Annotated in this window: 11 protein-coding genes and 2 pseudogenes; 3 read left to right on the forward strand and 10 right to left on the reverse strand. The window is 68.9% G+C overall.

The window, feature by feature from the left end; genetic code table 11:
* Positions 1-78: 78 nt before the first annotated feature.
* The 6 genes and pseudogenes from H5411_RS49925 to H5411_RS44205 form a co-directional block, all read right to left on the reverse strand.
* A pseudogene (locus H5411_RS49925) lies at positions 79-174 on the reverse strand (acyl-CoA dehydrogenase family protein); the annotation flags it as partial.
* A 25-nt stretch (positions 175-199) separates the two neighbouring features.
* Positions 200-1,093 carry a hydroxymethylglutaryl-CoA lyase gene (locus H5411_RS44185; protein ID WP_101438413.1) on the reverse strand — a complete coding sequence of 298 codons (894 nt, stop codon included), beginning with the start codon at positions 1,091-1,093 and terminating at the stop codon, positions 200-202.
* The gene (locus H5411_RS44190) at positions 1,090-1,701 is read right to left on the reverse strand and encodes an isochorismatase family protein (RefSeq protein WP_101441154.1); all 612 of its coding nucleotides are present in this window, start codon (positions 1,699-1,701) and stop codon (positions 1,090-1,092) included. The genes H5411_RS44185 and H5411_RS44190 overlap by 4 nt, the downstream gene beginning before the upstream one ends.
* Before the next feature lie 5 nt (positions 1,702-1,706).
* The gene (locus H5411_RS44195) at positions 1,707-3,578 is read right to left on the reverse strand and encodes a hydantoinase B/oxoprolinase family protein (protein WP_101438412.1); all 1,872 of its coding nucleotides are present in this window, start codon (positions 3,576-3,578) and stop codon (positions 1,707-1,709) included.
* A 1-nt stretch (position 3,579) separates the two neighbouring features.
* A complete protein-coding gene (locus H5411_RS44200) occupies positions 3,580-5,667 on the reverse strand; it encodes a hydantoinase/oxoprolinase family protein (RefSeq protein ID WP_101438411.1) in 2,088 nt (695 codons plus the stop codon).
* 11 nt (positions 5,668-5,678) lie between these two features.
* A complete protein-coding gene (locus H5411_RS44205) occupies positions 5,679-6,878 on the reverse strand; it encodes a CaiB/BaiF CoA transferase family protein (RefSeq protein ID WP_101438410.1) in 1,200 nt (399 codons plus the stop codon).
* A 147-nt stretch (positions 6,879-7,025) separates the two neighbouring features.
* Between H5411_RS44205 and H5411_RS44210 the strand changes: the two genes are divergently transcribed.
* Together H5411_RS44210 and H5411_RS44215 are read left to right on the forward strand one after the other, a co-directional pair.
* Positions 7,026-7,694: a GntR family transcriptional regulator gene (locus H5411_RS44210; protein ID WP_101438409.1), complete on the forward strand. Its 669-nt coding sequence runs from the start codon at positions 7,026-7,028 to the stop codon at positions 7,692-7,694.
* 196 nt (positions 7,695-7,890) lie between these two features.
* Positions 7,891-9,186: an IS256 family transposase gene (locus H5411_RS44215; protein ID WP_101438408.1), complete on the forward strand. Its 1,296-nt coding sequence runs from the start codon at positions 7,891-7,893 to the stop codon at positions 9,184-9,186.
* Positions 9,187-9,324: 138 nt separating this feature from the next.
* Here H5411_RS44215 and H5411_RS44220 read toward each other — a convergent pair whose 3' ends face one another.
* The 3 genes from H5411_RS44220 to H5411_RS44230 all read right to left on the reverse strand — a co-directional run bounded on the left by H5411_RS44220 (position 9,325) and on the right by H5411_RS44230 (position 10,494).
* Positions 9,325-9,678: a hypothetical protein gene (locus tag H5411_RS44220; protein ID WP_101438407.1), complete on the reverse strand. Its 354-nt coding sequence runs from the start codon at positions 9,676-9,678 to the stop codon at positions 9,325-9,327.
* A 412-nt stretch (positions 9,679-10,090) separates the two neighbouring features.
* Positions 10,091-10,285, reverse strand: a complete 195-nt coding sequence (locus tag H5411_RS44225) for a hypothetical protein (protein ID WP_143271449.1) — start codon at positions 10,283-10,285, stop codon at positions 10,091-10,093.
* A gap of 11 nt (positions 10,286-10,296) precedes the next feature.
* Entirely contained in the window at positions 10,297-10,494 is a 198-nt protein-coding gene (locus tag H5411_RS44230; protein ID WP_101438405.1) for a hypothetical protein, read from the reverse strand.
* A gap of 188 nt (positions 10,495-10,682) precedes the next feature.
* Here H5411_RS44230 and H5411_RS44235 point away from each other — a divergent pair, with 188 nt between their 5' ends.
* Positions 10,683-11,027, forward strand: a complete 345-nt coding sequence (locus H5411_RS44235; RefSeq protein WP_143271448.1) for a hypothetical protein — start codon at positions 10,683-10,685, stop codon at positions 11,025-11,027.
* A gap of 14 nt (positions 11,028-11,041) precedes the next feature.
* On the opposite strand, the pseudogene H5411_RS44240 reads toward H5411_RS44235, so the two are convergent.
* Positions 11,042-11,144: pseudogene (locus H5411_RS44240) on the reverse strand (IS481 family transposase); the annotation flags it as partial.

The raw sequence follows: 11,144 nt of genomic DNA on the forward strand, positions 1-11,144 counted from the left end.
CCTGGCGGGTGTCGCGCTCGCGCGCCGCACCCGCCGGGACCAGCCCGCCGCGTGATCTGATCCGGCGAACGGTTCCGGCACCTCACTGGCCCCGCCGCCGATGCCGAGGATGCGGGCATCGCGGTAGTGGCGGTCCACTTCGGACTCGCGCATGTACCCCATGCCGCCGTGGATCGATCGGCCCGGGCCGGCGCGGGGCTCAGGCGGGGAAGGCGCCCGCGCGGGCCAGTGCGCTGGGCAGTTTCTTGCCCAGCCGCTCCTCGAGCCACACCGCCGCCGAGATCGTCTCGGCCAGGTCGATCCCTGTCGCGTGGCCCATCCGGGCGAACAGGTACGCCAGATCCTCCGTGGCCACGTTGCCGGTCGCGGCCGGCGCGAACGGGCAGCCGCCCGCTCCCCCGATGCTCGCGTCCAGCACCGCGACTCCACTGTGGACAGCCGCGACCGCGTTGGCGACCGCCGTGTTGCGGGTGTCGTGCAGGTGCAGCCGCAGCGGGGTGTCGCCGCCGACGATGTCCCGGGCCAATGTCAGCCGCTCGGTGACGTCGGTCGGGACCGCGACGCCGATCGTGTCCGCCAGCGCGATCTCGTCCGCGCCGGTGGCGTGCACCCGCCGGAGCACCTCACCGAGCCGGTCCAGGGAGACCTCACCCTCGAACGGGCACCCGAACGACGCGCCGATCGTGACCGTCGTGAACTTGCCCGCCTGCCGGGCCGCCGCGACCAGCCTCGCGGCCGTCTCGCACGCCTGTTCCGTGGTCATGCCCTGGTTGCGGCCGCAGAAGGTGTCCGTGGCCACGACCACGACGTCGACCTCGTCCACCTTGCCCTCGAGCGCCCGGTCGAGGCCGCGTTCGTTGATCACCAGGCCCGCGTAGCGGACGCCGTCGTGGCGGGGCAGGGCGGCCATCAGCGCGTCGGCGTCCGCCAGCTGCGGGACCCGCGCCGGGTTGACGAAGCTGGTCACTTCGATGCGCTTGGCTCCCGCCCGCACGGCTCGTCCGACCAGCTCCACCTTGTCCTCGGTGCTCAGGACGGCCTTCTCGTTCTGCAGGCCGTCCCGCGGGGACATTTCGACGATCTCGATGTTCATCGTTCCTCCGCCAGGTAAGCCAGCGCGGTCGCCTCGCCGACGACCTCGCCGCACTTCGCCTGGATGTCGAACAGGTTCGCTTCCTGGGTCTCGGGCGTGCGGTCACCGACCGCCTCCCGCACCACCAGCGGGACGAACCCGTGCTGGAGCGCGTCGAGCGCGCTCGCCCGGACACAACCGCTCGTGCTGACCCCGCCGATCACCACGGTGTCGACGCCACGGGCCCGCAACGAGGACGCCAGCGGAGTCCCGAAGAAGGCGCTGGGGTACTGCTTCACCACCACCTGCTCACCCTCCGCCGGCGCGACCTCCGGCATGAACTCACCGAGCGGGCCGCCCCCGCCCTGCAGCATCCGCAGCGCCGGGACCTTGCGGAGGAACAGGCCACCATCCACGCCGTCCGCGCCGTAGGCCACCCGCGTGTGTACGACCGGGATCCCGTGCCGCCGCGCGGCCGCCAGGACCCGGGCCGCCGAGCCGAGACAGTCGCGCGACGGCAGCAGCAGCGGGCTGCCCTCGGTGAAGTAAGCCCGCATCAGGTCGATCAGGACCAGTGCTGGACGGCTTCCGCCGGCCAGCGTCCCGTCGAACGGGTCCGAAGTGGACATGTCGCTCACGAGACGACGGGCCGCAGCGGGGCGGGCAGGCCGGTTTCGGCCAGGGCCCGCTCCAGGATCGTCGCCAGCTCGGGACCGCGGTCGAACGTCGGGAGCGGCTCCGGACGGGTGCCGCGCAGCTCCGCCCGCAGCGCCTCGGTCGCGGCGGCGTCCACCCGGCCATCGCCGTCGCAGACGACGCCGTAGCGGCGCGCGCCCGGGGCGGTCACGAGGCCGCGGCGGACCTCCAGGCCGACCAGCTCCGGGTCGCGGGCCAGCGGGTCGCCCCACCCGCCGCCGCCCCACGTGACGAAGTGCAGGAGGTCGCCGCGGTGCACGGGCACGTCGTGCACCTTGCTGCCGAGCACCTCGGTGCTGCCGTCGGCGCGCTCGATCCACTTGCGGCTGCGGGCGCCGGGCTCGCCGCCGTTGACGCCCCATGGGTAGGTGAGCCAGCGGTCGTCGTGGATCGCGATCGTGCCCGGCTCGAGGAACCGGTAGGCCACGTCGACCGCGTTGCCGCCGCGATGCAGCCCGGACCCGCCGGTGTCGGCGACGGTCTCCCAGCGCTCGATGCGCAGCGGGTAGTACGACTCCAGGTATTCGCACGGGATGTTCACGAACGACGGCCACAGCGAGTGTCCGTCCGGCCCGTCGCCGAGGGGCCGGCCGGGGATGCCGCCGAACCCGATGGAGTAGAGCTGGAACCACTCGCCCTTGCGGTCGCCGTCGCTGTAGGTGCCCGAGTACATGAAGTGCGGCGACGACGAGAACCCCGCGGCGTTGAGCAGGTCGGGGTTCGTCTGGCCGAGCAGCCCGCCGAAGAGGTCGAACACGCGGCCGATGCCGTGGTTGCGGGCGTTGAGCGCGGCCGGGTACTTCGGCTTCCAGAACGAGTCTTCGGGGATGATGACGTCCACCAGCGGGTAGAAGCCGTCGTTCCAGAGGATCTGCGGGTCGGCGACGGTGATCATGTAGATGCCGAAGAACATCCGCATGAGGTTCTCGTTGATGAAGTAGTTGATCGGCCCCTGCGCCTGCGGGCTGCTGCCGCTGAAGTCGAGGGTGACCTTCTCCCCGTGCCGGGTCAGGCTGAGCTTCAGCTCGTACGGGCCGTAGCCGAGGCCGTCGTCGCAGATGTAGTCGGTGAAGGATATTGTCTCGCCGTCCTTGAAGACGGCCTGCAGCAGCACCTTCATCGCCCGGTAGTTGCGGTCGAGCAGCTGCTCGAGCGCCGAGTCGTAGGTGTCGACGCCAAACCGGGCGCACATCTCCTGCACACGGCGCGCGGCCGTGCGGCACGCCGCGACGATGCCGTTGAGGTCGGCGCGGTTCCAGTCGGGCTTGCGCACCTGGTTGAGGATGATGCGCAGCGCGTCCTCGGCCAGCTCGCCCTTGCGGTAGAGCTTGAAGGGCGGGATGACCACCCCCTCCTCGAAGATCGTGCGGGCGTCGGTCGGCATGGACGCCGGGGTCTTGCCGCCGACGTCGGACATGTGGCCGAACATCGCCGACCAGCCGACGATGTGCCCCTCGAAGAAGATCGGGATCACCACGAGCCAGTCGTTGGCGTGGCTGATCGCGGCACCGCACGAGTAGGGGTCGGACGTCAACAGGACGTCGCCCTCCTCGATGTCGCCGGCGAAGTTGTCGAGGAAGTCCGGAATGGACAGTCCGAACTGGCCGACGACCATCTTGCCGTCGCGGTTGGCGATCAGCGGGAACTCGTCGTGCTGCTCGCGGATGCCCGGCGAGAGCGCCGTGCGGAACAGCACCTCGTCCATCTCGTAGCGGGCGTTGCGCAGCCCGTTCTCGACGAGGTCGAGGGTGACCACGTCGACGTCCACCCGCCGCAGCGATCCGGTCGCGGTTTCGACAAGCCGTGCCATGTCAGTTCTCCGTGGTGTGCTCGGCGGTCTCGGCGACCGGGCGGATGAGCAGGCTGCCGCTGGCGTGCACGGTGGCCGCGTGGCGGGGCAGCACCAGCGTGGTGGAGTCCATTTCGGTGACGATCGCCGGACCGGTCACCACGTTGCCCGCGAGCAGCTTCGCCCGCTCGTAGACGCCGGCTTCGACCTCTGCGCCCTCGACCCAGATCGCCGTGCGGTCGCGCAACGCGGGCGCGGCGTCGGTGCCGCCGTCCGCCAGCTTCGGGGAGGCGACCTGCGGGCGCGGCCCGTGCGCGGTGGCGCGGATCGTCACGACCTCGTGCTCGTTGTCGAGCACGAAGGAGAACAGCCGCTGGTGTTCGGCGTCGAACGCGCCGCGCAGGCTGTCCAGGCCGGCCCCGCCGCCGGTGAACCGGGTGATGTCGACCTCGACCGGGATCTCGAAACCCTGGCCGTGGTAACGCAAATCGGCCGAGTAGACGACGCGGATGTCGGACTCGGGCACGTCCTGGCCGACGAGCGTGCCGCGCGCCTTGTCGGCCAGCTCGGTGAGCAGCTCGCGCAGGCTCTCGTCGGTGAACTCGCCGAACCGGCGCACGAGCGTGCGGACGGCTTCGTCGCGCAGGTTCGTGGTCGCGTCGCCGTAGGCGCACAGCACCCCGGGCGACGGCGGGATGATCACCGGCCAGGCACCGGTGAGCTTGCCGAGCGCGTTGGCGTGCAGCGGTCCGGCGCCGCCGAACGCGACCAGCGCGAAGTCGCGCGGGTCGAACCCCTGCTGCACCGAGACCAGGCGCAGGGCCCCGAACATGTTCTCGTTGACGATGTCGATGATCCCGGCGGCGGCCGCCTCCACCGACCCGAGACCGGTGGCGTCCGCGATGGACTTGACCGCCGACCGGGCCGCCTCGCGGTCGAGGGTGATCTCGCCGCCCGCCAGCTCCGCCGGCAGGTAGCCGAGCACGACGTTGGCGTCGGTCACCGTGGGCTCGGTGCCCCCGGCGCCGTAGGCGGCCGGTCCCGGCGACGCGCCCGCGGACTGCGGGCCGACCCGCAGCGCCTGGGTGAGCGGCGGGACGTGGCCGATGGAACCGCCACCGGCGCCGACCGTGCGCACGTCGACCGAGGTGGCGCGCACCTTCAGGTCGCCGACGGTGGTCTCCCGGCCGATCCGCGGCGTCAGGTTCTGCACCAGCGCCACGTCGGTGGACGTGCCGCCCATGTCGAAGGTGAGGAAGTCGGCGAAGCCCGCCTGCTCCGCCACCCAGGTCGCGCCGGTGACACCACCGGCGGGGCCGGACAGCAGCAGGCTCACCGGGTTGTCGGCCGCGGCGCCGGCGGAGACCAGGCCGCCGTCGCTGCGCAGGATGCTGAGCTGGCCGGTGATGCCGTTCTCTTCGAGCTTGTCCGCGAGGTTGGCCGTGTACAGCTTCACCTGCGGCTGCACGGCGGCGTTGGCGACCGTGGTGATGGTGCGCTCGTACTCGCGCAGTTCCGGCAGCACCGAGGAGGACAGCGAGACCGGCACGCCGGGCAGTTCCTCCGCCGCGATCTCGCCGACGCGGCGCTCGTGCGCGGCGTTGGCGTAGGAGTTGATCAGGCTGACGCTCAGCGCCTCGATGCCCGCGGACCGCAGCTTCGCCAGCTGGGCCCGCACGTCGTCCTCGGCCAGCTCGTCGACCACCGAGCCGTCGGCGGCGATGCGGCCCCGGACCTCGACGGTGTTCTCCAGTGCCGCCAAGGGTTCCGGCTTGGGCCAGATGATCCAGCCGGCGAGGCCGCCGGGCACGAAGGAGCGGGCGATCTGGAGCACCTGGCGGAAACCGTGGGTGGTCACGAGGCCGACCTTGGCGCCCTTGCCCTCCAGGATCGCGTTCGTCGCGACCGTGGTGCCGTGGTAGACGGAAGCGATCTCCGCCGGGTCCGCGCCGGCCACCGCGCACACGCGCTCGATGCCGCGCAGCACGCCGATCGACTGGTCCCGCGGGGTGGAGGACGTCTTGGCCCGGTAGGTCTGACCGGAGTCCTCGTCGATGAGAAGGATGTCGGTGAACGTGCCGCCCACGTCCACGCCGAGCCGGTAGGTCATTGGTGGTCTCCTCAGATGACACCGGCCGAGCGCAACGACACCAGCTCGTCGTCGGCGAGGCCGAGCAGATCGCGGTAGATGACTTCGTTGTGCTCGCCGAGCTCGGGCCCGACGTGGCGGACCTTCCCCGGCGTGTCCGAGAGCTTCGGCACCACGTTGTGCATGGCGAACTCGCCGATCTCGGGGTGGACCAGGCGGACGATCGCCTCCCGCGCGGCGAAGTGCGGGTCGGTGAGCATGTCCTTGGCGCGGTAGATGCGCCCGGCCGGCACACCCTTGTCGTTCATCAGCTCCAGCAGGTCGTCCGCCTTCATGGTGGAGGTCCACTCGGCGATGAGGCCGTCGAGCTCTTCCATGGACTTGCCGCGGGCGCCGTGCGTGGCGTAGCGCTCGTCGGTGGCCAGCTCGGGCCGCCCCATGGCATCGGCCAGCCGCCGGAACACCGTGTCCTGGTTGGCCGCGAGCAGGATCATCTCCTCGTCGGCGGTCGGGTAGACGTTGCTCGGCGCGACGTTCGGCAGCGTCGCGCCGGTGCGCTGCCGCTGGTAGCCCGCCACCTGGTACTCGGGGATTAGGGACTCCATCATCGCGAGCACCGCCTCGTAGATGGCGGAGTCGACGACCTGGCCCTTGCCGGTGCGTCCCCGGTTGTGCAGCGCCACCAGCGTGCCGATGCAGGCGAACGTCGCGGCGAGCGCGTCGCCGAGGGAAATGCCCGTGCGGGACGGGGCGCGGTCCGGGTCACCGGTGATGTACCGGATGCCGCCCATGGCTTCGCCGATGGAGCCGTACCCCGCGCGCTTGGCGTACGGTCCCGTCTGGCCGTAGCCGCTCACGCGGGTGATGATCAGGCGAGGGTTCCGCTCCCAGAGCACCTCCGGGCTCAGCCCCCACCGCTCGAGCGTGCCGGGGCGGAAGTTCTCGATGAGCACGTCGGCCTCGACGATGAGCCGGGCGACGAGCCGCTGTCCTTCCTCGGTCCGCAGGTCGGCGGTGACCGACTGCTTGTTGCGTGCCACGACCGGCCACCAGAGCGACCGGCCGTAGGGCCGTTCCCGCCCCCACTGGCGCATCGGGTCACCGGTGCGCGGGTCCTCGACCTTGATCACCTGGGCGCCGAAGTCGCCGAGGAGCTGCCCGCAGAACGGCCCGGCGAGCAACTGCCCGAGCTCCACCACCCGCAGACCGGCCAAGGGCATCTCTTCAGGCATCCAGCACTCCTCGTTGTATGCAACTTTTCGCGACACGTGATCTGCGTCGCCGCTCGACCAGGAAAAAAGTAGAGCTCACGGCGGCAGTGTGTCAACGGCTCAGTGAAAGTTGCATACAATTCTGGTCGTCCTTTAGGGTCGTCCTCGATGAGCGACACGGCGTACGAGCAGGACGGCCGGCACGCGGCCGATCACGCCTACCGGCTGATCCGCGACGAGATCCTCTCCGGCAGGCGGGCAGGCGGGGAGTGGCTGCGCGAAGGCGAGCTCGCCGACTCGATCGGGGTCAGCCGCACCCCGGTACGGGAAGCCCTGCGCCGGCTCACCGCCGAGGGGTTGCTGATCTACGAACGCCATCGCGGCGTGCAGGTCAAGCGCTGGGACATCGCCGACCTCGACGAGATCTTCAGCCTGCGCATGGTGCTCGAACCGTGGGGCTGCAGCCTCGCCGCCGAACGTGCGACGGTCGACGTCGACCGGCTCGAGGAGCTGGCGTGCGCGATGGACGCGTTGGTCGCGAACGGCCAGCCGACCGACCTCGACGAGCTCACCGATCTCAACAACCGCTTCCACCGCGCGATCCTGGAGGGGTCGGGCAACAACCGCCTCGCCGCGGTGCTCGCGTCGGTCGTGCAGCTGCCGATCGTCTGGCGGACGTTCGCCCACTACCGACCGGAAGCACTGCGCCGCAGCCTCGCCCACCACCACGAACTGATCGCCGCGCTGCGCGCCCGCGACGCCGACTGGGCCCAGTCGGTGATGTGCAGCCACATCAAGTCGGCATGGCACTCCATCCGGGAGCAGTCGCAGGCCTGAACTCGCCTCCCCGACGCACGCCTTCCGCCGGAAGCGCAGGTCTGACCTCCCCCGCGCAGCGGTCTGCGATCATCCGTCAACGGCAGGCGCAATCGCGCCTCGGGTCTGCCCAGACTTCGATTGGGGACTGTTCCAAGATCGGTGTTTCCGGCCCGACACGCCGGGCTGAGGTCCGGCGAGATGGGCACGGTGAGTGATGACATCGGACCTTGTGAGTCCACGCAAGAGTGAGTCCAAGCCGGCGCGGGAGCTGTCGCCGGAGCAGGCCGCCGCGGCGGCGATGGTGGCGGAGGCGAAGGCCCGCGGGCTGGCGCTGACCGGACCGGACGGGCTGCTGAAGCTGTTCACCAAGAACGTGCTGGAAACCGCGTTGAACGAGGAAATGACCGAGCATCTCGGCCACGAGAAGAACCAGGCCGACCCGGACCGTGAGTCGAGGAACGTGCGCAACGGTACCCGGTCGAAAACGGTGGTCTCGGACGCCGCGGGCGAGGTCGGTATCAACGTGCCACGGGACCGGGAGAGCACGTTCGAACCGCAGATCGTGCGCAAGCGACAGCGTCGACTGACCGAGGTGGACGAGATCATGCTGTCGCTTTATGCGAAAGGAATGACGACCGGGGATATCTCGGCGCATTTCGCCGAGATCTACGGGTCCTCGGTCAGCAAGGAAACGATCTCGCGGATCACCGACAAGGTCGTCGCCGACATGAACGACTGGGCCAGCCGTCCACTGGATGCGGTGTACGTGGCTGTGTTCATCGACGCTATCCACGTCAAGGTCCGCGACGGGCAGGTCGCCAACCGGCCCGTCTACGCCGCCATCGGCGTCACCATCGACGGCCACAAGGACGTCCTGGGGCTGTGGATGGGCACCGGCGGCGAGGGTGCGAAGTTCTGGATGAGCGTGCTCATCGACCTGAAAAACCGCGGCATCCGGGACGTGTTCTTCCTCGTCTGCGACGGCCTCAAAGGTCTGCCCGAGGTCGTGGCGAACGTGTGGCCGCAAACCGTCGTGCAGACCTGCATCGTCCACTTGATCCGCAACACCTTCCGGCTCGTGTCCCGCCGGGACTGGGACGCGGTGAAACGCGACATCAAACCGATCTACACCGCACCGGGCCCGGGCGCCGCGGCGGCCGCTCTCGACGAATTCGAAGAGAAATGGGGCGCAAAGCACGCAGCGGTGATTCGTCTGTGGCGCAACGCATGGGATGAGTTCACGCCGTTCCTTGACTATGACGTCGAGATCCGGACGATGATCTGCTCCACGAACGCGATCGAGTCGCTGAACGCCCGTTATCGGCGGGCGATCCGTGCACGTGGACATTTCCCGACCGAGCAGGCCGCGATGAAGTGCCTGTACCTTGTGACCCGCAGCCTGGACCCGACCGGGACAGGCCGCGCTCGATGGACGATGCGTTGGAAGCCAGTGATCAACGCGTTTGCCATCACGTTCGGTGACCGCTGGCCGGGAGCCGAGACCTACTGATCAACAACGCCGGAAACACCGATCACGGGATAGACCCGTCTCATGCGTGCACTCCTGTTCGATCTTCAATTGTCTTATCGGTGATTTGATTTCGCGGGCCGGTTGGCTTCACGCTGCTCCGGCTACGCCTTGTGGTGGTTACGGATCCGTTGGCGGATTCACCACGGTTCGGCCGGCGAGCGGGCCGGAAAGGTCAACCATGTGTTTGCCGGTCAGGGAATGAAGGGTCCGTGCCCGACGCGGCGGCAGTCGGCGAACCCATACCGTCAAGTAGACGTGGTGATCGTCTTCGGAGAGGCTGATGCCCTCGATGGATGCGATGTTCTGGCGGCTGTGATTGACGATGACTTCCAGGCTCAGATCGTCATCGGTTCGAGCGCCGATGGTCCACTCCGCGGCCTGGAGATCCGGTCCGGAGTCGCTGATGATGGCCAGTCGTGGCCGATCGCGGACACTGGATACTGAGATCACGTTGAGCGGTATGGAATGCATCGACGTCCCCTCCCAATAGCGAAGCTAACCACGAGGCCAGGATGATCGTACCGCCAAACCGGTGAGCAAACACCGTCATGACTGCACACTTCGAAAATCTGACACAAAGGCGGTCTTTAGCGGCAAAATGCGATTTTCGGAAAGATCGGTCAGAGTGAGGGGATCCGCGCTGCCGAGATTTCGGTGCGGCCTGCTGGGTGCGCGTGGCGGGAAACCGGGGCACATGCGCGTCCTCGACCGCTGGCAGGTAACGCCGCGATCAGCTCGTCCGCCCGGACTTTCTCGTGTCGGATGGAGTTGCGATGCTGAGCAGAGGTTGCCGGGATCAGCTTCGCCAGGCGTGCCCTGTCGCCGGCGCGCGTTGTAGAGCACCGATGCCATTCAGCACCGTGGAGCCGTGCAGCTGGGCGGTTCAAGACCGGATCGACTCGATGAACTTGGCGAGCATGCCGCCCGCCACGCCTGCCACTGCGCCGAGCAACAGCGTGGCCAGCGCCAAGGACACCCCTATTCCCAACCAGGTCAGCGCCCCAGGCCACGTACCGTTGATGAGGGTGTAGAGCACTGTCGCTCCGAACACGACGACGTGGCCGGTCAGCGCAGTCACCGCGCCGGTCGTCACTGCTGACGCGACACCACCACGTCGTGCAGCCAGGAATCCTGTCCGATGTAGTAAGGGACGAACAGCACGACATCGATCATCGGGACCGGCGCGTCCCAGTGTCGCATCGGATACGCCGACACCGACATCAGGAACCCGCACAGCAGTCCGTACGGGTGGACCGCGCGAGACCAAACACCCGGCAGGGATTCCACAACCGGCGTGTCGCAGGTGCGACGCGCTCCGTTACTACGACTACTACGACCGGATCCGAGCTCACGAGCGACCAGGACGGCGGCCCCGGCACCGCCAGGCGAAGTAGCCCAAGCCGTGTCCCGCGACGATTGCCGCGGGACACCCACGGTAAGCACGGCGTCGTGGGCGACGTTGTGTAGCGCCCTCGGTGACCGCGGGTGTCGGACAACGGCGATCCGGGTTCCTCGAAGGCCGGGCTGTCGAGCAGCTCGGGATACAGCGGCGCTGCCCGGCCGAGCACATGCGCATCGGCCGCGGTGGCGAGCTCGTCGTCATCGTCTTCCACGGCTACGGTGAGGCGTTCGTCGTCGAGTTCGGCGAGTACGCCAACGGCGGGGCTAAGGTCGTCGCATTCCAGCGTGTGCAGCCCAACCCGCAGCGCGACCGGCTAGTGTCGCGGATATCATGCCTGGCGTCCATCGCCGACAGCCCCCGCGGCGTCGCGGCCATCGCCACCGGCACCCGTCCGACCCGGCTCGTCGTATCGCCCTAGTACTGCAACGGCAGTTAGGTGTATGAGGTCATGACGTTGGTGACGCCGGTGTGGAGCCGGGTGACTGGTGGCTGGTTTCCGGCGGCGGTGTGTGGTCGATGGTAGTTGTAGTGGATG

The sequence above is a fragment of the Amycolatopsis echigonensis genome (assembly GCF_014174495.1).
Classification (GTDB): Bacteria; Actinomycetota; Actinomycetes; order Mycobacteriales; family Pseudonocardiaceae; genus Amycolatopsis; species Amycolatopsis echigonensis.

Bases quoted from the DNA above. Each gene is read 5' to 3' on its own strand.
- H5411_RS44185 (WP_101438413.1), bottom strand. From the start codon at position 1,093: ATGAACATCGAGATCGTCGAAATGTCCCCGCGGGACGGCCTGCAGAAC.
- H5411_RS44200 (WP_101438411.1), bottom strand. From the start codon at position 5,667: ATGACCTACCGGCTCGGCGTGGACGTGGGCGGCACGTTCACCGACATC.
- H5411_RS44190 (WP_101441154.1), bottom strand. From the start codon at position 1,701: ATGTCCACTTCGGACCCGTTCGACGGGACGCTGGCCGGCGGAAGCCGT.
- H5411_RS44205 (WP_101438410.1), bottom strand. From the start codon at position 6,878: ATGCCTGAAGAGATGCCCTTGGCCGGTCTGCGGGTGGTGGAGCTCGGG.
- H5411_RS44210 (WP_101438409.1), top strand. From the start codon at position 7,026: ATGAGCGACACGGCGTACGAGCAGGACGGCCGGCACGCGGCCGATCAC.
- H5411_RS44220 (WP_101438407.1), bottom strand. From the start codon at position 9,678: ATGCATTCCATACCGCTCAACGTGATCTCAGTATCCAGTGTCCGCGAT.
- H5411_RS44195 (WP_101438412.1), bottom strand. From the start codon at position 3,578: ATGGCACGGCTTGTCGAAACCGCGACCGGATCGCTGCGGCGGGTGGAC.
- H5411_RS44215 (WP_101438408.1), top strand. From the start codon at position 7,891: ATGACATCGGACCTTGTGAGTCCACGCAAGAGTGAGTCCAAGCCGGCG.